Here is a 21349-nt window from a genome sequence, read left to right on the forward strand (position 1 = left end):
TGTGGGAGCGGTGCTTGCCCGCGATTCAGGCACCTCGGTTTGTCCAGGGAACCGCGGCGCTTCAATCGCGGGCAAGCACCGCTCCCACAAGAAACCGAGTTAGCCGCGATTGCGCGGCGCCTGTGAAGGAGCAGCACTTCTCATGACTAATCCTAGAAAAACCGCCGTACTAACCGGCGTTAGTTCCGGCATCGGCATGGCCATCGCTCAGCGCCTGTTGGCCGAAGGCTGGCGCGTGCATGGTCTGAGTCGACGCCCTGCCAACATCGACCACCCTCTCTTTAACTGGACTGAATGCGACCTGAGCGATTTGCACGCGCTTGAACAAGCCTTGCAGTCCATAGACACGCTGGACGCCATTGTTCACGCGGCAGGTTTCATGCGCACAGCGCCGCTGGGCCGGTTGAAACCGGACGACGGACAGGCCATGTGGCAGGTTCACGTCGCGGCGGCCAGCCATCTGGTCAATACCCTGCATGGCAGACTGCGTCCCGGCGCGAGAATCGTGATGATCGGCAGCCGCACCATGCAAGGTGCCCATGGACGCAGCCAATACGCGGCAACCAAGGCGGCGTTGCAAGGCATGGTGCGTTCCTGGGCCATGGAGCTGGCGCCCAACGGCATCACCGCCAACCTGATCGCCCCCGGCGCGACGGAAACCCCGATGTTGCTGGACCCGGCCCGCAGCGGCACTCCACCCAACAAACCGCCGATTGGACGGTTTGTGCAGCCGTCTGAGGTAGCAGGCATGGCGGCGTTCTTGCTCGGACCGGACGCAGGTGCAATAACCGGGCAAAGTCTGGTGATCTGCGGCGGCGCCTCGCTATAGACTCGCCGGTTCTGCGGTTGCATTGCACCGCTGTTTAATGTGATAACCCCGTCTTCCTCGTTCATTACCAAGGCTGTTCATGAAAGTCGCAAATCGCCGTCAATCGATACTGGAACTGGTCCTTTCAGGAAAGTCGAACGTCGATGAACTGTGCGCCCAACTGGGCGTATCGGAAGCGACAGTCCGCCGGGATCTCACCGCGCTGGCTGAAGAAGGCCTGGTCATTCGCACCTATGGCGGCGCGGCCCACGTGGGCATGCGCGAGCCGGAAACCTCGGTGGAAGAACGCCGCCAGCAGCACAGCCAGGAAAAGACCGTCATCGCCCGGGCAGCACTCGCGCATATTCAGGATCACGACACGCTGTTCCTTGAAGGCGGCACCACCACCAGCGCGCTGGCTCAGCTCCTCAATCAGCGCCGCGGGTTGCATGTCATCACCAACAACCTCATGGCCCTGGCGGATCTGGCATTGATTCCCGAGGGCCGTATCACGGTGCTCGGCGGTGATTTGCGCAGTGCGAGCATGTCGACCTATGGTGTGACGGCCCAGGCTGCCCTTGAGCACCTGAGCGCCGACAAAGTATTCCTGAGTGCCGATGGCGTAGTGGCCGAACTGGGTTTGTGCGAAGCCAGCGCCGAGCAGGCATACCTCAAAGAAACCATGATCGCCCGCGCCGCCCACATCTATGTACTGGCCGACGCCACCAAACTTGGACGCGCACGCCAGCAACACTGGACGCCGCTGCGTCAGCCCTGGACGCTGATCACCCACGAAATGGATGACCCGTCGTTGTTGGCACCCTTTCAGGCGCGGCGCTCTATTACGGTTGAAGTTGTCAGACTTTGATGGTGAAACAGGTGGGTAGTCCAGGACCCTGATCGAGTCAGCACACAGCCCTGTTAAAAATTCTGCGTTTTAAACGACTGCCTTCTGAAAAACCCCTCCTTCCGACTGCAAACATGAGCACATTAGCGGCTCAGGACAGCAGCGCCATTTCGCCTGGATCCCTCGATTAATCCTCTGATAACTCCCGCGCAAAATAGTCATATTTACAGCGTCAAAATACCGTGCAAACTCATCGAAAAGCCCGGTCTAGAGCTTCCGACAAACGGTAAGGAACTTCTTTAAAGTTAAATGAAGCATGGGCGAATAAGTAGATATCGTTATGCCATCACTCATTTGCGGCGTGATCGAGGTGAGCATCCGCTCTCGGTAAATAAAACATTTAAAGGCCAAGGAGCGGCTTTACCCAAGGATCGACAGCATGCTCAATAAACTCAGCATTTCGCAAAAGCTCTACTTCAGCTTCTTTATCATCATCGCTTTGATCGCCGTGCTGGTAGGAAGCGCTTATCGAGGATTTGAAGAGGTTGAGGACGCCACCAACAGTAACGTCCATACCTATCTGGTTCTCAGTGAAGCACAGCTCGCTCTTGAGCAATTGATCAATATCGAAACCGGCATGCGCGGCTTCGTCATCGCCTCAAAGGATGCCTTTTTAGAACCTTTGGTAGCAGGCGAGCAAAAATTCAACGAAAAACTTGAATCACTTAAACGCCTGACCGCCGATAATCCGGAACAACAACGGCGTTTGACCTCTCTGGGGGACACCCAGAAGCGCTGGCTCGAAGAAGATATCAAACCGATCATTGCTTTACGCCGTGATCTGACAGCGCGCAGTCAGCCCGACGATGAGCTGGACAAGCGCATTACGGCCGGCGCTGACAAAGCCAAAATGGACAGCATGCGCGCGACGCTGGCGGAAATCAGCGCTACCGAAAACAAGCTGTTGGCGATAAGAAGCCAGAACATGGTCGATGCCAAGCATTTCGCACTGATGGTCCTCGTCTACGGTGGCATCGGTGCAGCGATACTCGCTTTGATACTGGCATCCGTACTCGGCAGCAGCACCACCAAACGCCTGCAACTGGCAATCGATGCCGCCACAGCCATCGCTAACGGCAAGCTGGACACCGTGATCGACACCAGCAGCCACGACGAACTGCCAAAAGCCTTTGACCGCATGCAGAATCGCCTGCGCGAAATGATTCAGCAGATCAGCCAGGCTGCAAACCAACTGGTCGTCGCTGTTCAACAGATCTCCGGTGCATCTGAACAGTTGTCCGGGGCTATTCAGGAACAATCCACGTCTGCTTCGATGATGGCCGCCACTATCGAAGAACTGACGGTCAGCATTCATCACGTGTCCGAGAATGCCAACGAAGCCCATGAAATCGCCAGTCGGTCGGGTCAGCAATCGAAAGACGGCGCCCAGGTCATCGAAGGTACCCTTTCAAGCATGAACGGTATCGCCCGGACCGTGCAGCACTCTTCGGCACAAGTAGCCGACCTCGGCCAGCATTCCGAACATATATCGTCGATCATCAGCGTTATCCAGGGCATTGCCGATCAGACCAACCTCCTGGCGCTCAACGCAGCCATTGAAGCTGCTCGTGCAGGTGAACAAGGTCGCGGCTTCGCGGTGGTAGCCGATGAAGTGCGCTTGCTGGCGCAGAACACCGGCAAGTCGACCAAGGAAATCGCCGGCATGATCGAGAAGATTCAGGCGGGTGTGCGGGAGACGGTTGAAAGCATGCGCGGTGGTGTCCAGGAAGTGAACGAAGGCGTAGAAATGGCCGGCACTGCAGGACAGGCAATCGTCGAGATCCGCGACAGCTCAAACAAAGTGCTGCAGGTGGTCGACCAGATCTCCTTCGCATTGCGCGAACAAACCGCTGCCAGCCAGGATGTGGCACGCAACGTTGAACGCTCGGCGCAAATGGCTGAACAGAACAATATGTCTGTTCAGGAACTGCTCAAGACAAGCGGAGGCCTGCAGACCCTCGCCAGCAGCCTGCAACGTGAAGTGGGTAAATTCCAGCTGTAAGCCGACAACAGGATCGTTTGATTCAGGAAATATCGCGGTAGCAGCACCCGTCGTACGCCGCTACCGTGAACACTCGAAAACAGCGCCTCTCCAGCGCACGGTTTTAAAAATAGTTTGTTTTTTCTTGAGCGGTTTCGAGCACCGCACACATATCTTGATTGCGCTCTATTACTTAATATCAGGCGTTTTTGGAGGCGGTCGACATGGCGTGTATAACGCTGTCGAATTCGCGGTCGACTATTAAAATCAGGATATTATTGCCTATCTTTTTAGCGACCCAGCTAACGGGGTGATCCGGTTCGAGCCTGTCTAATTTAAGCGTACATTCTTTTACGCCATGGAGCGTCCTGCCACTTCTTCCGAGCGTGCCCATTCTATAGTCCACAAACTGTCTCATGCTTGAACCTTCATCCACATTATAGATATCAAGGTCTACACCAGAGATTAATTCAGGACATGCCCTGGCCTGCTCTAATACTTCGACGGTATGTATAGCCAAGTCGTCGATTTTTAATGTATTTTCAATGGATTCCTGATTGATTTTTTTCGAGCTCATTTGGATTAACCTCTAATCTCCGGATCGTAATACCAAAGTTATTAACGTGAAGCCCTCCTTTCACATCGAAATACTGGCCCTGAAACCGCAGTCTGATTTTTCACCCGCTAATCAGCGACTACTTTTCTTATCAAATTCGCGACTTTAGCCTTAAGTATCTCATCGTCGAGTTCATACACTTCTCTTGACTTGTCTGGTTCGTACATATCCGCAGCACAAAAGATACTGGACAAGCACTCGCTCAATGAAGGCTCATCCAGTTGAAGAACGTTCCTGTCTCGCTCAATTTTCCAAAGCTCACTATAGGCCTCAGAGAAAATTTCTGATGTCAGCCTTCCCGCAACATACGACTTTGCAAACTCCAAAAGCGTGAGGCTCATCTCAGCACTCCTTTTCAATAACCTTATCAAGCAGCTGGGTTACCGGCACACACCGTTTTTCTCTGCCAGTCCGCTAGCAGCGTCGGCCACGTTCTTTTCATATCCGCCTTAAGCTTGCAACCAGATCATCCCAGAAGCGCAATGCCTCTTTATCATTCGGGAAGCTTACACCCCGATCGAGTGTGCTCATTTCAATGGCCGTGTAAGGCTCCATGCTCGACTCAGGGGTGCCCGGGTATTCAAGCCGGAAGGAATAGATTGTTCTACCCTCGACCTTCGATTTGAGCAATAACTCTTCAAATTTTAATCCGGCTACTATTTTCTTTGATTTTCTTAGCACAGAAGTTTTGGACAGAACGCTAGTCAATAACGACGTCAGGACACCCGACGTCCTTTCTTCGTACCGCGTCAGAAGGCTCGGTTCTGGCTCACCAATACGCTGAGTATCAAATATTAAATGAATACCAGGAACGGATGATACAGGCAATCCGATCGAGACCTGCTCTTCGAAAGTATCAAGGGGTAAAGTAAGATAACCGGCTTCAATAGCGAATGTCCCGGCTGGCGGGCGTTCAGCCGGATTGCGATCATGAATTAGCGTATTGACCTCTTTTGCAAGTGCAATGGCCTTATTTATTCCTGCTAAAGAAATAGATCCTACAGATTGTTTATATAACGTATCACCCTTGGTCAAATAAAATATATCCATAGAGTAATTGGTTAATTTGGACACAACAATGGCACCCCCTCCGTCCAGCTCGACGGTTCGGTCATAATCTGCTGCACCCGACTCATGGAGTATATTTATTTTTTTAATCGTGTCGGAAACCTCCGCAATGAGGTCGCGCTTTCCATTATGGCTAACGAGTTGTATTTTCTTGTCAATGATCTTATAGGCCGACCAAATATTCGCTCCATCGGTAGGCACCTCAAATGTATACCTGCCAAAATAAAATGGTTTTTTTGTGGTAGACATATCATTGGCTTCGCTATCGACACTGGCTAAGAGCGCAAATATTAAAAGACCTGCGGTATTGAGCAAGCTTATATTTTTTTTGTACTGGAACATGTTTCAAGTATCCTTACCCTGCGAGACCGCGTTGCATGTTGCATTTTTATGCCAGTGTACCGGGCTCGAATGAGATCTGAAACGCATTGAAATCACCAAAAAAAACACATTCGCGAAGAGCACACTAGATTCGATCCCAGACAGGTTCAGGACCGAAGCGTTGCGCGAGAAAATCGAGCATGGCGCGCAAGGCTGAAGACATGTGCTTTCGTGAGGCATACACCGCGAAGATCCCCAACTCCATGGGCTGGTACGACGGCAGCAGCGCAACCAGTTGACCTTGTTGAATCAGCGGCGACGCCAGGTAGGTCGGCAATAGCGCCACTCCTGCCCCACACAGGGCCGCCTGCATTGTGGTGATCGAATCATTGCTGGTGAGGTTACCCTTCACCGCAACGCTTTTCGGCAGGCCTTTATGGGTGAAGTGCCAGAGGCTGCTGCTGTGATAGGTATGCGTCAGGCAGTTATGCAGTGTCAGGTCTTCGATAGCCTTGGGCGCTGAATGCCTTTTCAGATAATCCGGCGAGGCGCACACCACTGAACGGCAGGTGGTCAGGCGTCGGGCGATCAGATTGGGGTCCAGCTCATTGGTGATGCGAATCGCCAGATCCATGCGCTCATCCACCAGATTGACGGTGCGGTCGAGCAGCACCATGTCCACACTGACTTGTGAGTACTGCCCGACAAACTCAGTCACCGCGAGCATCAGTTGCGCCTGACCGAACGACGTACTGGCCGTCACGCGCAGCAGTCCTTTCGGCTCATCCTCTGGCGCTGCAACCACTGCACGCATGTCCTCGACCAGATCCAGCATTCGTCGACACAGGGGCAAGACTTCCGCTCCGGCAGCGGTAAGATTCAGGCGTCGCGTGGTGCGGTGCATCAAACGGGCTCCGGTCCAGTCCTCCAGCTCGGCGAGGAATCTGGAAATCACCGGCCTTGATAACCCGAGCTTGTCCGCCGCCGCGGTCTGGCTTCCGCAATCCACGACGGTGACGAAAGCCTGCATTGCCAACAACTTGTCCATGATTCGACCGTTTTCAGAAACAAACCTGAGCCCAATCTAGCGTTTTTCGGGTTATAAATCTCAACTAATCTGCCTGCTCTTCTCATTGCCACGATGGAGCTCGACATGATTTCGCTGTCCGCACGACGCTTATTAGCCACTTTCGCCCTGCTCGGCTTTGCGGGTGCAAGCCAGGCCGCACAGCCCCTCAAGCTGGACGTCTACAACCCGGGTGAAGGTGCCATTTTCCCGGTCTCATCAGTACTGGTAACGGGTGAGAAAGACGCGGTTCTGGTGGATGCGCAGTTTTCCAACACTCAAGCCGAGCAGATCGTCGAGAAAATCCGCAAGAGCGGGAAAAATCTGACCACGATTTACATCAGCCATGGCGATCCGGATTACTACTTCGGTCTGCAAACCATCACCTCGGCCTACCCAAAGGCCAAGGTAGTGGCCAGCGCCCAGACCGTCGCACATATCAACGAGACCAAGCATGCCAAGCTGGCTTATTGGGGACCCAAGCTGGGTTCGGCCGCACCGGGCAAGGTCATCGTGCCTGACGTACTGCAGGGCACTGAACTGAAGCTGGAAGATCAGAAACTGCAGGTCATTGGCCTCAACGGTCCACAACCCGACCGCAGCTTCGTCTGGATCCCGTCGATCAAGGCCGTGATAGGCGGCGTGGTGCTGTCCAGTAACATTCACGTATGGATGGCCGATACCCAGAGCGCCAAATCCCATCAGGACTGGCTGGAGACTCTGGCGACCATCGAAAAGCTCAAGCCAGCGACGATTGTGCCGGGCCACTTCCTGCCGGGCGAGCAGACCGCCCTGCAATCACCGACATTCACAGCGGACTACATCAAAACCTTTGATGCCGAAACGGCCAAGGCCAAAGACTCTGCCGCACTGATTGCAGCGATGAAAGCGCATTACCCGAAACTGGCGGATGACTCTTCGCTGGTGCTGAGCGCGAAAGTGGCCAAAGGTGAAATGAAGTGGTGAGTGCGCCGATCAGCGTCACTTACCTTTTCGACCCACTGTGTGGCTGGTGCTATGGAGCCTCGTCAGTGCTACAGCACATTGATGCGTTGGACGAGTTCAGCATCACGCTTCTCCCTACCGGCTTGTTCGCGGATAACAACTCTCGCCCGATGGACGCCGGTTTTGCTGATTTTGCCTGGTCCAACGACCTGCGAATCGGCGCGCTGACCGGCCAGCCATTCAGCGAGGTTTACCAACGTCAGGTACTTGAGGATCGCACTCGCCGTTTCGATTCAGGGCCTGCGACACGGGCCCTCAGCGCGGTGGCAATGACTGAGCCATGCCGGGAGCTGGAGGCGTTGGCAGCGATGCAACGCGGCCGCTATGTTGAAGGGCTGGACATCACCGACCTTGAGACTCTTGCCCGGATTCTCACAGACATCGGGCTGAGCGAGTCCGCCAGCCTGTTGCTTGCGCAGGATGATGGGCTACTGAGTCATTCCCGTGAAAGGGTCAAGCTAGCGCAGGCGATCATGGCTCAGGTCGGCACCGGTGGTGTTCCTGCGCTTGTGCTCGGGGCTGGCAAGGCGAGACGCCTGATCAGCTCGAATGCGCTGTTTGGAGGTTGGGAGGGGTTGATCAAGGATTTGCGTGCCGAAAAATAGGCCGTAGGAGCGGCTTTAGCCGCGAGAGGGCCAGTACATCCGCCATATTCGCGCTGACAGACATAACGCCCTCCCGGCTAAAGCCAGTCCTACGGTATTGCGCAGATCCGTAGGAGCGGCTTCAGCCGCGAGGGCGTCATACCTGAACATAAAAATCAGGCAAAAAAAAAGCGACCCGTTAAGGTCGCTTTTCTTCGCTTCAAGGAGTTCAAGGGCCCCGAAGCTATGTATGGCGCAGCGGACGGGACTCGAACCCGCGACCCCCGGCGTGACAGGCCGGTATTCTAACCGACTGAACTACCGCTGCGTATCGCTCGGACTTGCGTCCGTTTGAATCGTTGAAGCAGGCTTTCGAGAACCTGCTTCGTTGTAACCCTGACCGAGAAGCCTTGAGGCTTTTCAATCGCAGACCAGACTGATCTGATCCGTCAAATATGGCGCAGCGGACGGGACTCGAACCCGCGACCCCCGGCGTGACAGGCCGGTATTCTAACCGACTGAACTACCGCTGCTTGTCGGTGGACTTACGTCCGTTGTAGCTATGTTTACAACTTTGAAACTCACGAAGTGGTGGGTGATGACGGGATCGAACCGCCGACCCGCTGCTTGTAAGGCAGCTGCTCTCCCAGCTGAGCTAATCACCCTTTGCTTCGTTGAGGCCGCGAAATTTACGCACCTAACGAACCTAAGTCAATACCCTGCTTGAAGTTTTTTTTAAGAGCAGCTTCAAGCCGCAAGTTTCAAGCTCCAAGCCAGAACCAAAAAAGCGAACCCGAGGGCTCGCTTTCTCTTACAGCTTGAAACTTGCCGCTGCTACAGATAAATCATCTTCTTGCTCATGCCACCGTCAACCACGAACTCCTGGCCCGTAACGAAACCGGCATTGCGCGACAACAGCCATGCGACCATTGCCGCGACGTCATCCACCGTGCCTACCCTGCCCGCCGGATGTTGCGCATGATCGGCCTCTGAGAGCGGCTCAGCGCGGCGCACAGACGGATCACGTGTGTCGATCCAGCCAGGGCTGACTGCATTGACGCGAATCTCAGGCCCAAGGCTGATGGCCAGCGAGTGGGTCAACGCCAACAGACCGCCCTTACTCGCGGCATACGCTTCGGTATCGGCTTCTGACTGGCGAGCCCGGGTTGAGGTCAGGTTGATAATGCTGCCCGCGTGAGCGCGCAAGTAGGGAGCGCAGTGCTTGGCCAGCAGCATCGGGCCACTGAGGTTGATCCCCAGCACCCGATTCCAGTGCGCCAGGCTCAGACTTTCAAGCGTGGTGTTATGCGGATCGGCAATCGCAGCATTGCACACCAGCGCATCGACACGACCAAACTGGCCGATAACATCGGCCACGCCAGCCGCGACCTGCTCTTCGCTGGAAACGTCCATGGCAATGAAGATCGCGTTATCACCCAGCGCCTGAGCAACCAGAGCGCCTCGCGTGCGATCCACATCGACCAGCACCACCTGCCAGCCCTCGGTAACCAGCCAGGCAGCAATGCCCAGGCCGATCCCTCGTGCAGCCCCCGTTACCAGGGCCACCCGCCCATGACTGGTGCTGGCGGCCTCCATCACCCAGTCATTCACAGTGCCGCAAGACCACGCGCCAGATCCGCCTTCAGGTCAGCGACATCTTCCAGACCTACAGCAACCCGGATCAGGCTGTCGCGAATACCCGCAGCTTCACGCTCCTGAGGCGCCAGACGTCCGTGGGACGTGGTGCTTGGGTGAGTGATAGTGGTTTTGCTATCGCCCAGATTGGCGGTGATCGAAATCAGGCGTGTCGCATCGATGAAACGCCACGCGCCATCTTTGCCACCCTTGACCTCGAAGCTCAAAACCGCGCCGAAAGCCTTCTGCTGACGTTTTGCCAGAGCATGTTGCGGATGGCTTTCGAGACCGGCGTAATGCACCTTCTCAATGCCGTCCTGCTGCTCCAGCCACTCGGCCAACTCAAGCGCACTGGCACAGTGTGCGCGCATACGCAGGTTCAGGGTTTCGAGGCCCTTGAGGAAGATCCACGCATTGAACGGGCTCAGCGTCGGCCCGGCAGTACGCAGGAAGCCCACCACTTCTTTCATCTGTTCGCTACGACCGGCCACCACACCGCCCATGGAACGGCCCTGGCCATCGATGAACTTGGTGGCGGAATGCACCACCATGTCAGCACCCAGCGCCAGCGGCTGCTGGAGCGCTGGTGTGCAGAAGCAGTTATCGACTACCAGCAGGGTGCCTTTGGCGTGAGCGATTTCTGCCAGAGCGGAGATATCGACCAGTTCGGCCAGAGGATTGGACGGTGATTCAACAAACAGCATTTTGGTGTTGGGTTTGATAGCGGCGTCCCAGCCAGCCAGTTCGGCCAGCGGCACGTAATCCACTTCAACGCCAAAACGCTTGAAGTACTTCTCGAACAGACTGATGGTCGAGCCGAATACGCTCCGGGAAACCAGCACGTGATCGCCAGCGCTGCAAAAGCTCATGACCACCGCCATGATCGCAGCCATGCCGCTTGAAGCGGCAACGGCCTGCTCGGCGCCTTCCAGCGCCGCGATACGCTCTTCGAACGAGCGCACCGTCGGGTTGGTGTAGCGCGAGTAAACGTTGCCCGGCACTTCGCCTGCGAAACGCGCAGCCGCATCGGCGGCTGAACGGAACACATAACTTGAGGTGAAGAACAGCGGATCGCTATGCTCGCCTTCCGGCGTGCGGTGTTGACCGGCACGCACAGCGAGTGTGTCGAACCCAACGCCCTCAAGGTCGCTGTCCAGCCGACCGGCATCCCATTCCTGAGTCATGCGCCCTCTCCGTGATGATTAGTTGTTGTACAGATCGATGATCGCGCTGACCGCCTGGGTCTTGACCTTGGAGGCGTCGTTACGCGCCGACTCGATCTTGTTCAGGTAGTGCTCGTCGATATCACCGGTCACGTACTTGCCGTCGAAGACCGAGCAATCGAAGTTGTCGATTTTGATTTTCTTGCTGCCACTGACAGCTTCGATCAGGTCATTCAGGTCCTGATAGATCAACCAGTCGGCACCGATCAGATCGGCAACGTCCTGAGTGCTGCGGTTATGAGCGATCAGCTCATGAGCGCTTGGCATGTCGATGCCGTAGACGTTCGGGTAACGAACGGCAGGTGCAGCGGAGCAGAAGTAGACATTCTTGGCACCGGCTTCACGGGCCATCTGGATGATCTGCTTGCAAGTGGTGCCACGCACGATGGAGTCATCCACCAGCATGACGTTCTTGCCGCGGAATTCCAGCTCGATGGCGTTGAGCTTCTGGCGTACGGATTTCTTGCGTGCAGCCTGACCGGGCATGATGAACGTGCGGCCGATGTAACGGTTCTTGACGAAACCTTCGCGAAACTTGACACCCAGGTGGTTCGCCAGTTCCAGTGCCGCCGTACGGCTGGTGTCCGGAATCGGGATAACCACGTCGATGTCGTGATCCGGACGCTCGCGCATGATCTTGTCGGCCAGCTTCTCGCCCATGCGCAGACGCGCCTTGTAGACCGAGATACCGTCGATGATCGAGTCCGGACGCGCCAGATAGACGTGTTCGAAAATGCACGGTGCATACTTGGGATTGGTTGCGCACTGACGAGTGTGCAGCTTGCCATCTTCAGTGATGTAAACCGCTTCGCCCGGCGCCAGGTCGCGAATCAGGGTGAAACCCAGCACGTCCAGCGAGACGCTTTCGGAGGCAATCATGTACTCGACGCCTTCGTCGGTATGACGCTGGCCGAAGACGATCGGGCGGATGGCATCCGGATCGCGGAAACCGACGATACCGTAACCGGTGATCATGGCGACCACGGCGTAACCACCACGGCAGCGCTTATGCACGTCGGTCACAGCGGCGAAGATGTCTTCTTCGGTTGGCTGCAACTTGCCGCGCACGGCCAGCTCATGAGCGAAAACGTTGAGCAGCACTTCCGAGTCGGAATTGGTGTTGACGTGGCGCAGGTCAGATTCGTAAATCTCCTTGGCCAGTTGCTCAACGTTGGTCAGGTTACCGTTATGCGCCAACGTGATGCCATACGGCGAGTTGACGTAAAACGGCTGAGCTTCGGCCGAAGTCGAGCTGCCTGCCGTTGGATAGCGCACATGACCAATACCCATGTGACCGACCAGGCGCTGCATATGGCGCTGGTGGAACACATCACGTACGAGTCCGTTGTCCTTGCGCAGGAATAACCGGCCGTCGTGGCTGGTTACGATACCGGCAGCGTCCTGGCCGCGGTGCTGGAGGACGGTGAGCGCGTCATACAGCGCCTGATTGACGTTCGACTTACCGACGATACCGACGATGCCACACATGCGACACAACCCCTACTTAGTGGAACTGGATTTACCGAGCACTTCCTGCGGCATTGTAGGCGGCAGGAGGTGTTCCTTGAACGGCAGTTCAGCAGGTACGCTGACTCCGCTGGCGAGCCACTTGCTGGACATCCCGAGAATCAGGTTTTTCGACCAGTCAGCGACCATGAGAAATTGCGGCACCAACCTCGATTGCTGCCACCATTGATCCTGTTGTACCGGCCCCAGGCTCAACAGCCCGACTGCCACTACTACAAGCAAGCCTCCGCGCGCTGCGCCAAAGACCATGCCGAGAAAGCGATCGGTTCCGGAAAGCCCGGTGACACGAATCAGTTCCCCAATAAGAAAGTTGATCATTGCGCCAACCAGCAAGGTGGCGATGAATAGAATAGTACAGGCCGCAATAACCCGAAACGACGGCGTTTCGATGTAATTGACGAAATAACCCGATAATCCCGCACCAAACATCCAGGCAACGACACCTGCAATGATCCAGGTCACCAGAGACAGGGCTTCCTTGACGAAGCCGCGCTTGAGACTGATCAGAGCGGAGATAGCGACGATCGCGAGGATCGCCCAGTCGACCGGGGTAAAGGGCACGTTTGAGCCTGCAAACAGATAAGGCGGCGCATTTTAGCAGAGCGCTCACCTGCCGGTAAGCGACATTTCCGGCCCAGGCTGCGTGAAAACTACTGCAGGCTGGGAAACTTCGTTTTTACGCACGCAATACTGCGTTAAAAGCAGGCGAAAAATGCGCATTTAGAACACCTGGAGTCGGACGCGACCCCAGCCGTTTTTCGCCTGCTTGATTCGCTCCGCTCACCCTCCGGGCCAGCCTGCGGCTTTTACTCGCTCCGCTCGTTGCGCCTTGTCTTGCCGTCGCTCGCTACGTTTTCACACAGTCTGGGCGGCGTGAATTCATCTGAAAAGCATCAACCCTGCTCAGGCTGAAACCGCACCACAATGCCCTTGAGTTTCTGCTGCTTGTCGAGTTGATCACGCAGGCGGTCAGCTTCTGCACGCTCGATCAGTGGCCCCACAAACACCCGGTTCACCCCGTTTGCGGTACGGATGTAGGCGTTGTAGCCCTGAGTACGCAGAGTCTTCTGCAGGTTGTCGGCGTTGGCACGATTGGACATGCTCGCCAGCTGCACCGACCAGCTTACCGACAGACCGTTCGCGTCGACACCTGATGGCGTGGCAGGTTTGGCAGCCGCTTGTGCTGGCGGCGACGCCGGTGTTGGCGTCGGAGCTGGCGTCTGAGCTGGCGGAGTCACTGGCTTGGTGGCCGGTTTGGCTGCAGGCGGGGTCGCAGTCTTCACTTCAGGCGGAGCCGGAGCGATAGGCATGGACGGTGCCTGGGTTTGCGCGGCTATTTCATCGTCGCCAGGAATAGGCTCCTGAGTGGGAACCTGAGGATCAGGCACCGGCACCGGCTGAACCTGCACTTGAGGTGCTGCAGGCGCTTGCGGGGCAGCAGGTGCATCGACCTGAACATGGCGCGTCTCATCCTGACGCGTGAACAGCATCGGCAGGAAGATCACCGCCACGGCGATAAGCACCAGGGCACCGACCATTCGCTGTTTGAATACGTTATCCAGCAGAGCCATTTGCAGCTTCCTCTATGGCGTGCCGGGTCAACCATTCCAGGGCCTCGGCAACACAGTAAAAAGACCCGAACAGCAGAATTTCGTCATCGGCTGTAGCGTGCGCGCACTGGGCTTCCAGTGCCAACGCAACACTCTGATAGGACGTCACGTGTGCGCCAAGGTTCTCAAGCGCCACCTGCAAATCAGCCGCAGGCCGGCTGCGTGATGTCGGAAGCGGTGCAACGGCCCAGTCATTGATACTGGAAGCCAGCTCGGCAACGACACCTTCCAGTTCCTTGTCAGCCAACAGACCAAAGACCGCCAGACGTTTACCCGCCACCGGACGCTGAGCCATGCGCTGGGCCAGAAACTGCGCAGCATGGGGGTTGTGCCCCACATCCATCAGCAGATTCAGGCGCTTGCCATGCCAGTTGAAGACGCGACGATCCAGACGACCGATGATCCGCGTATCGAGCAATGCAGCACGAATCAGCTCCGGCTGCCAGGCAATATCCAGCAATAGATAAGCCTGCAAGGCCAAGGCAGCGTTTTCCATAGGAAGGTCGAGCAATGGCAAATCGAGCAACTCAACCGGCTCGCCCTGCCCGTCTCGCCCCGTCCAGTTCCAGTTACGCTCAGTGATCGACAGGTCGAACTCACGACCGCGCAGCATCAGCGGACAATTGAGTTGTTCGGCCTTATCCAGCAATGGCACAGGCGGATCAGGATCACCGCACAAGACTGGGCAACCTTCACGGAAAATCCCCGCTTTTTCGAACGCTACGGACTCGCGGGTATCACCCAGCCAGTCGGCATGGTCGATACCGATACTGGTCACTACCGCCAGATCGGAATCAATCAGGTTAACGGCATCGAGACGACCACCCAGCCCCACTTCAAGCACCGCAACGTCAAGCGCCGCCTGCTCGAACAGCCAGAAAGCCGCCAGCGTCCCGATCTCGAAATAAGTCAGCGTGACATCGCCACGCGCGGCCTCTACAACGGCGAACGCATCACAGAGCTCTACATCAGTGGCTTCAACACCCTGCACCTGCACACGCTCGTTGTAGCGCAGCAGATGCGGGGAACTGTAAACACCGACTTTAAGACCCTGGGCACGGAGCAACGAGGCCAGAAAGGCGCAGGTCGATCCTTTGCCGTTGGTCCCCGTTACGGTAATCACCCTGGGCGCAGGCCGGGTCAGGCCCAATTGCCGAGCGACCTGCCGTGACCTGTCCAGCCCCATATCAATGGCAGAGGGATGCAGCTGCTCAAGATAGGCGAGCCAGTCGCCCAGGGATCCTGGCGTCATACGTTGGCGGGCGCCGGAGGAACGATGATTGGCTCGATGACCGGCGCGACGAACTTGGGTGTCGGCAGATTCATCATTTGCGCCAGGAGGTTACCCAGACGCTGACGCAGTTCCTGGCGAGGAATGATCATGTCGATAGCGCCGTGATCCAGCAGGAATTCACTGCGCTGGAAGCCTTCCGGCAGTTTTTCGCGAACGGTCTGCTCGATGACGCGAGGCCCGGCAAAGCCGATCAGCGCCTTTGGCTCAGCGACGATCACGTCACCCAGCATCGCCAGACTTGCAGAAACACCGCCGTAAACCGGATCGGTCAGTACGGAAATGAATGGCAGGCCTTCTTCGCGAAGACGGGCCAGCACGGCCGAGGTCTTGGCCATTTGCATCAGCGAGATCAACGCTTCCTGCATGCGCGCACCGCCGGAAGCGGCGAAGCAGATCATCGGGCAGCGTTTTTCCAGAGCATAGTTGGCAGCCTGAACGAAGCGCTCGCCGACGATCGCGCCCATCGAGCCGCCCATGAAGGAGAACTCGAACGCCGAGACCACGACCGGCATGCCCAACAGGGAGCCGCTCATGGAAATCAGAGCATCTTTTTCACCGGTCTGCTTCTGAGCACCGACCAGACGGTCCTTGTACTTTTTGCTGTCGCGGAATTTGAGACGGTCAACCGGCTCCAGATCGGCACCGATTTCGGAACGGCCTTCTTCATCCAGGAAGATATCCAGACGAGCACGAGCGCCGATACGCATGTGGTGATTGCACTTCGGGCAAACGTCCAGGGTCTTTTCCAGCTCTGGACGATAGAGCACCGCTTCGCAGGATGGGCATTTATGCCAGAGGCCTTCAGGAACCGAGCTCTTCTTGACCTCGGAACGCATGATCGAAGGGATCAGTTTGTCTACCAACCAGTTGCTCATGCTTTATATCTCCAGTACCGGTGGCTCGAACGCCGGGTGACTCAGCACCCTGCGCATGCCCTTTAACTAATTCGTAAATGAATCGAAGCAGCTTGCCTGTGGCTGACACATATCTTGTCCTGGCCAGCCAGCCGCGCAGCTTCAATCGCGATTCAACAACCGTGGCGAGGCCATTCGAACCTCACCCGTAAAAAATCTCCCCCGCTTATCCGGGGCTGGCTGCCTGTCGCACAGACAGGATTATGGACGGTGGCCGACGAAATCCCGTCACATCGAACCGCCATCAGCAGCCGTGCACTGCACTCATGAATGCACGAATCTTGTCATGATCCTTGATGCCTTTGCTCTTCTCTACCCCGCCGCTGACATCCACCGCGTAAGGCCTAACCTGGGTAATGGCCTGAGCCACATTGGCAGAGGTCAGACCACCGGCCAGGATAATCGGCTTTTCCAGACCGCTCGGAATCAGCGCCCAGTCGAAGGTTTCGCCCGTTCCGCCGGGAACGCCCGCGACGAACGTGTCGAGCAGGATACCGCTGGCCCTCGAGTAAAGACGGCAACTGGCAGCAATATCGTCACCGGCCTGCACCCGCAACGCCTTGATGAACGGACGATGATAGCCGTCACACTGTTCAGGCGTCTCATCTCCGTGGAACTGCAACATATCCAGTGGCACAGCATCCAGAGTTTCGTTGAGCTCGCAACGACTGGCATTGACGAACAAACCGACCGTGCTGATGAACGGCGGCAAGGCGGCAATGATTGCCCGCGCTTGCTGAACGCTTACCGCTCTCGGGCTTTTGGCGTAAAACACGAAGCCGATGGCATCGGCCCCCGCCTCGACGGCAGCCAATGCATCTTCTATGCGGGTAATCCCGCAGATCTTGCTGCGAACGGCTGACATGTAAAGAAAACCTCAAGCCTTTCGGGAAAGGCCCGGATGTTAACAAATGCTGCTACAGGCGTCAGCCGTCAAGTTCCGAGAACCCTGTGAGAAAGTGCGGACCGATATAACGCTCCGGCAACGGAAACTCATCGCGATACTCCACCTGAACCAGATACAGCCCGAACGGGTGAGCGGTCACCCCGCCCGTACGACGAACCTTGCTTTCCAGTACCTCGCTCGCCCACTCGACCGGCCGCTCTCCTGCGCCAATGGTCATCAGCACGCCAGCGATGTTGCGAACCATGTGGTGCAGAAACGCATTGGCGCGCACATCAATGACAATCATCTTGCCGTGCTGCGTAACTCGCAGATGATGCAGCTGTTTGACAGGCGACTTGGCCTGGCACTGCCCGGCACGGAAAGCACTGAAATCATGGGTACCGACCAGGTACTGCGCTGCTTGCGCCATACGCTCGACATCCAGCGGGCGATGATTCCAGGTGATTTCCTGATTCAGGTGCGCGGGACGGATCTGGTCGTTATAGATAACGTAGCGGTACCGGCGCGCAATGGCTTTGAAGCGCGCATGAAAATCTGCAGGCATGATCTTGGCCCAGCTGACGCTGATGTCATGAGGCAGATTGATATTGGCGCCCATCACCCAGGCTTTCATGGAGCGCTGGGCCTGAGTATCAAAATGCACGACTTGTCCGCACGCATGTACACCGGCATCGGTTCGTCCGGCACACATCAACGAGACTGGCGAGTCGGCGACTTTCGACAAGGCGTCTTCGAGGGTTTCCTGAACCGTCAGCACGCCGGATGCCTGACGCTGCCAACCTGAGTAACGCGAGCCTTTGTACTCGACTCCGAGCGCAATTCGGGAAAAGCCTTCAGCAGCCATTTCAGCTGCCGGGTTATCTATGTTCGCCAAGAGGTAAAAGCCTGTCGGATTGCAAAATGGCGGCCATTATAGGGCCGTCGAAAAAAGACGCCATGTGCCCGACGCTATAAAAGCAAACGGCCGCATAAGCGGCCGTTGCAATACAGCGGTAACGAATCAGACCAGACGAGAGAGCATGTCCCGCGCCTCGGTCTTCTGACCGTCATCACCTTCGGTCACTACTTCATCGAGGATATCGCGAGCACCATCGCTGTCCCCCATTTCGATGTAGGCGCGGGCCAGATCGAGCTTGGTGGCAGCTTCGTCGGTGCCGGACAGGAAGTCGAACTCCGGCTCATCGTCCATCAATGCCATGTCATCAGCGGTGAAGCTCGGCGCTTCGAAAGGCTCTGCCATCGGCGGGTGTTCAAGATTCTGCGACAAACGCTCCAGCTCGGCGTTGACGTCTTCGATCTCCGAAGCAAACGCCTGGGCAGCAGGATCAGACTCGATTTCGTCAGACAGCGACAGGTCGAAGTCATCCGGCAAATCCAGATCGTGCTCCAGTTCAGGCTCAGGAGCAGCTGCCACCACAGGCGCAGGCTCACCCAGGTCCAACGGTTCCTCGTCGAGGCTGAGCAGGAACTCATCTTCCGTGGTCAACCCTGGCTCGTCTTCCGCCAGATCCAGATCAAAATCCTCCAGATCATCAGGCGTGCTGACCACCGGCGCTTCGGTCTGCTGCTTCAAGAGCGACTCAAAACTTGGCTCTTGCGGCTCAGGTGTCGGCGCATCCAGTTCAAAATCATTCGCTTCAGCTGGCGCAGTCAGATCAACGACGTGTTCCGGCGAAGCCTGCTCCAGATCGTCCAGGCTCAGGTCGAAATCGTGCTCGAAGTCATCAGCCTCAGCAGCCGACACTTCAGATTCAGGGGCTGGCGCTACCACAACTGGCTCAGGTTCCAGTTCCGGCTCCGGCTCCGGCTCCGAAGCCAACTCTGGCTCTGGCTCTGGCTGTACGTCAGCGACAGGCGGCTGCGGCTCTTCTTCGTCGAGCAACAGTTCCTCGACGTATTTCGCATCCAGCTCGGCCGCCACTGCTGCTGCCGTCGCTGTTGCCGCCGCAGCTACAACAGCTGCGGTAACCATGGTCGGGTAACGACTCTTTAGCTGCTCGACCTCAGCTTCATGCTTTCCCCGTGCCACCACTTTGCGCTCGTGCGCGGCGAAGGCTTTGCTGTTGCCCTGCTCGGCGTAGATTTCCATCAGTTTCAGACGGATATCATCACGATCAGGATCTTCCTTGACTGCTTCTTCCAGCAGCTCGACGGCCTGATTCATACGGCCGTAAGCGATATGGATTTCAGCCTGAACCAGCGGATCAGCAGGACGTTCTTTCGGACCGCCAGCAGCAGGCGGTGGCGTCATTGCCACATTAGGCGAAGCGACGCCCAACCCTTCGAAACTGGCTTGCGGCAGCTCCATGTCCATATCAGACACAAAATCAGACTCTTCAGCCAGCGCACGCGCCATGCGCTTATGCTTCTCGGCTTCGGCCTTGGCATTGCGACGACGGGCCAGGAACAGCATCAGCAGAAGCAGGAACAGCACCACAGCGCCGCCAATGATGCCGAGCACGATTGGATTGTTGAGCAACTGCTTGAAAGCGTTATCCGCATCGGACTCCGGCGCGACTACCGGCTCAACGGCCAACGGTTGATCTGCACCCGGCGCGGTGACCTGAGCGGCACCGGCGGGTAGCGCATCTTCAGGGGCAATTTCACCTGGCGGTTTGGCGGCAGCCTCAGGCGTACCCGGCGCGCCAACCACTGTTGCAGGCATTGCCGAGTCAGCAGGATTCGCAGCCGCTGTTGCGTCAGGGGCCGCACCCGGGGTTGCAGGTGGAACTACGCCCCCGGCAGCCTGCATTTTGGCCAGTTGATCGCTTTTCAACTGAATCAGACGCTGCATCTTGTCCAGTTGGCTTTGCAGGTCGTTCATGCGGCTCTTGAGCTCCGCGTTATCACGACGTGCGGTGTCCAGGTTCTCCTGAGCCACAGCCAGTTTGTTGCTTAATTCTTTTTCGCCTGCCGAACCTTTGCCCGCAGCATTTGAACCTGCTGATACCAGGCTCAGGTTATCGCCTGCTTCCACACGGGAAGGTGCCTCTCCGGCACGATCACGACGAGTGGCATCCACCTGGCGCGTGCCGGAAGGCGTTCTGCGTCCCTGACGCCACGCCTGATTCTGCGCGGCCACTTCAGTGATCGCCTGGGGCTGAGGCATGGTGGTTGACTGCGACGGCGTAGGCAAACGCAACACCTGACCTTTCTTCAGTCGGTTGATATTGCCGCCGATGAATGCATCCGGATTCAGCGCCTGAATCGCCAGCATGGTCTGCTGCACGGTGCCGCCGTTGCGATTTTTCTCGGCAATTTCCCACAACGTGTCGTTGTTGCTGGTGGTATAGAGAGCTGGCTTGGCACTGGTGTCCGCAGTTGGCGCTGGAGCGGCTGGTGTCTCTGCGGCTGGCGTGGGTGCCGGAGGAACAGCCGGTTGCTCCGCAGCCGGCGCCGTAGATGGCAACTGGGTTGCAGCAGATGGAGCTGAAGCGGTCGCAGCAGCGGCCGCCGCTTCAGGGGAATATTTAGGCGGATCAAGCAGCAGGCTGTACTCGCGCAGCAAGCGACCGTTTGGCCACAACACTTGAACGAGGAATTTCACGAAGGGTTCGCGTACCGGCCTGCTGGAGGTGATACGCAAGACACTCTTGCCATTGGCGTTGATCACCGGAGTAAACGTGAGGTCGTTGAGAAACGCCTGACGGGTGACACCGGCCTGAGCGAAATCGGCGGTCGTTGCCAGACTCGGCACCACTTGCGAGGCGTTAAGGCCCTGCGCTTCCGTGAGTTCGATTTCGGCTACCAATGGCTGGTTCAGGGTCGACTTGACCGACAATTCCCCAAGCCCCAGCGCATGCGCCATTCCAGATGACAGCGCGGAAGCCGCAGCAATTGCTAAAACCAGTTTGCGAACCTGAACCATAGCCCATCCCTTGTT

19 protein-coding genes and 3 tRNA genes are annotated in these 21349 nt (G+C 56.9%); 5 read left to right on the plus strand and 17 right to left on the minus strand.

Features of this window, described 5'->3' with window-relative positions:
- The first annotated feature begins 142 nt into the window (after window positions 1-142).
- The 3 genes from CKW31_RS05365 to CKW31_RS05375 all read left to right on the plus strand — a co-directional run bounded on the left by CKW31_RS05365 (window position 143) and on the right by CKW31_RS05375 (window position 3717).
- Window positions 143-829 carry an SDR family NAD(P)-dependent oxidoreductase gene (locus tag CKW31_RS05365; protein WP_095093372.1) on the plus strand — a complete coding sequence of 229 codons (687 nt, stop codon included), beginning with the start codon at window positions 143-145 and terminating at the stop codon, window positions 827-829.
- A gap of 79 nt (window positions 830-908) precedes the next feature.
- Complete coding sequence (locus tag CKW31_RS05370) at window positions 909-1676, plus strand: DeoR/GlpR family DNA-binding transcription regulator (protein WP_095093373.1); 768 nt, start codon at window positions 909-911, stop codon at window positions 1674-1676.
- A 418-nt stretch (window positions 1677-2094) separates the two neighbouring features.
- Window positions 2095-3717 carry a methyl-accepting chemotaxis protein gene (locus CKW31_RS05375; RefSeq protein ID WP_095093374.1) on the plus strand — a complete coding sequence of 541 codons (1623 nt, stop codon included), beginning with the start codon at window positions 2095-2097 and terminating at the stop codon, window positions 3715-3717.
- Window positions 3718-3895: 178 nt separating this feature from the next.
- On the opposite strand, the gene CKW31_RS05380 is transcribed toward CKW31_RS05375, so the two are convergent.
- The 4 genes from CKW31_RS05380 to CKW31_RS05395 all read right to left on the minus strand — a co-directional run bounded on the left by CKW31_RS05380 (window position 3896) and on the right by CKW31_RS05395 (window position 6749).
- Window positions 3896-4273 (minus strand): hypothetical protein, encoded by a 378-nt coding sequence (locus tag CKW31_RS05380; RefSeq protein ID WP_095093375.1) that lies wholly within the window; start codon window positions 4271-4273, stop codon window positions 3896-3898.
- 107 nt (window positions 4274-4380) lie between these two features.
- Window positions 4381-4653 (minus strand): colicin immunity domain-containing protein, encoded by a 273-nt coding sequence (locus CKW31_RS05385; RefSeq protein WP_095093376.1) that lies wholly within the window; start codon window positions 4651-4653, stop codon window positions 4381-4383.
- A 97-nt stretch (window positions 4654-4750) separates the two neighbouring features.
- A complete protein-coding gene (locus CKW31_RS05390) occupies window positions 4751-5722 on the minus strand; it encodes a T6SS immunity protein Tli4 family protein (protein ID WP_095093377.1) in 972 nt (323 codons plus the stop codon).
- A 124-nt stretch (window positions 5723-5846) separates the two neighbouring features.
- Entirely contained in the window at window positions 5847-6749 is a 903-nt protein-coding gene (locus CKW31_RS05395; protein WP_095093378.1) for a LysR family transcriptional regulator, read from the minus strand.
- A gap of 105 nt (window positions 6750-6854) precedes the next feature.
- Between CKW31_RS05395 and CKW31_RS05400 the strand changes: the two genes are divergently transcribed.
- Both CKW31_RS05400 and CKW31_RS05405 read left to right on the plus strand, forming a co-directional pair.
- Window positions 6855-7733 carry an MBL fold metallo-hydrolase gene (locus tag CKW31_RS05400; protein ID WP_095093379.1) on the plus strand — a complete coding sequence of 293 codons (879 nt, stop codon included), beginning with the start codon at window positions 6855-6857 and terminating at the stop codon, window positions 7731-7733.
- Complete coding sequence (locus CKW31_RS05405; RefSeq protein WP_256582490.1) at window positions 7730-8377, plus strand: DsbA family protein; 648 nt, start codon at window positions 7730-7732, stop codon at window positions 8375-8377. Before CKW31_RS05400 ends, CKW31_RS05405 begins: the two co-directional genes overlap by 4 nt.
- A 230-nt stretch (window positions 8378-8607) precedes the next feature.
- Here the strand turns inward: CKW31_RS05405 and CKW31_RS05410 are convergent.
- The 13 genes from CKW31_RS05410 to CKW31_RS05470 all read right to left on the minus strand — a co-directional run bounded on the left by CKW31_RS05410 (window position 8608) and on the right by CKW31_RS05470 (window position 21334).
- Window positions 8608-8684: transfer RNA gene (locus tag CKW31_RS05410), tRNA-Asp, on the minus strand.
- Window positions 8685-8812: 128 nt separating this feature from the next.
- Window positions 8813-8889: transfer RNA gene (locus CKW31_RS05415), tRNA-Asp, on the minus strand.
- Window positions 8890-8945: 56 nt separating this feature from the next.
- Window positions 8946-9021 (minus strand) — tRNA-Val (locus CKW31_RS05420).
- 169 nt (window positions 9022-9190) lie between these two features.
- Complete coding sequence (locus CKW31_RS05425) at window positions 9191-9952, minus strand: SDR family oxidoreductase (RefSeq protein ID WP_095093381.1); 762 nt, start codon at window positions 9950-9952, stop codon at window positions 9191-9193.
- Window positions 9953-9963: 11 nt separating this feature from the next.
- On the minus strand, window positions 9964-11175 hold the full coding sequence (locus tag CKW31_RS05430) for an O-succinylhomoserine sulfhydrylase (RefSeq protein WP_095093382.1): 1212 nt from the start codon (window positions 11173-11175) through the stop codon (window positions 9964-9966).
- Between the two features lie 18 nt (window positions 11176-11193).
- Window positions 11194-12702 carry an amidophosphoribosyltransferase gene (gene purF / locus CKW31_RS05435; RefSeq protein ID WP_027901102.1) on the minus strand — a complete coding sequence of 503 codons (1509 nt, stop codon included), beginning with the start codon at window positions 12700-12702 and terminating at the stop codon, window positions 11194-11196.
- Between the two features lie 12 nt (window positions 12703-12714).
- Window positions 12715-13302, minus strand: coding sequence for a CvpA family protein (locus CKW31_RS05440; protein WP_095093383.1), 588 nt, complete (start codon window positions 13300-13302; stop codon window positions 12715-12717).
- A 332-nt stretch (window positions 13303-13634) separates the two neighbouring features.
- Entirely contained in the window at window positions 13635-14312 is a 678-nt protein-coding gene (locus tag CKW31_RS05445; RefSeq protein ID WP_095093384.1) for an SPOR domain-containing protein, read from the minus strand.
- A complete protein-coding gene (gene folC / locus CKW31_RS05450; protein ID WP_095093385.1) occupies window positions 14296-15603 on the minus strand; it encodes a bifunctional tetrahydrofolate synthase/dihydrofolate synthase in 1308 nt (435 codons plus the stop codon). The genes CKW31_RS05445 and folC overlap by 17 nt, the downstream gene beginning before the upstream one ends.
- Window positions 15600-16520 carry an acetyl-CoA carboxylase, carboxyltransferase subunit beta gene (gene accD, locus CKW31_RS05455; RefSeq protein WP_027901098.1) on the minus strand — a complete coding sequence of 307 codons (921 nt, stop codon included), beginning with the start codon at window positions 16518-16520 and terminating at the stop codon, window positions 15600-15602. The genes folC and accD overlap by 4 nt, the downstream gene beginning before the upstream one ends.
- Window positions 16521-16803: 283 nt before the next feature.
- Window positions 16804-17424, minus strand: coding sequence for a phosphoribosylanthranilate isomerase (locus CKW31_RS05460; protein ID WP_095093386.1), 621 nt, complete (start codon window positions 17422-17424; stop codon window positions 16804-16806).
- Window positions 17425-17485: 61 nt separating this feature from the next.
- Window positions 17486-18310: a tRNA pseudouridine(38-40) synthase TruA gene (gene truA / locus CKW31_RS05465; protein ID WP_095093387.1), complete on the minus strand. Its 825-nt coding sequence runs from the start codon at window positions 18308-18310 to the stop codon at window positions 17486-17488.
- A gap of 156 nt (window positions 18311-18466) precedes the next feature.
- The gene (locus tag CKW31_RS05470; RefSeq protein ID WP_095093388.1) at window positions 18467-21334 is read right to left on the minus strand and encodes a FimV/HubP family polar landmark protein; all 2868 of its coding nucleotides are present in this window, start codon (window positions 21332-21334) and stop codon (window positions 18467-18469) included.
- Between the last annotated feature and the right edge of the window lie 15 nt (window positions 21335-21349).

It is taken from the genome of Pseudomonas sp. Irchel 3A5, from assembly GCF_900187575.1.
In the GTDB taxonomy this organism is placed as follows: Bacteria; Pseudomonadota; Gammaproteobacteria; order Pseudomonadales; family Pseudomonadaceae; genus Aquipseudomonas; species Aquipseudomonas folii.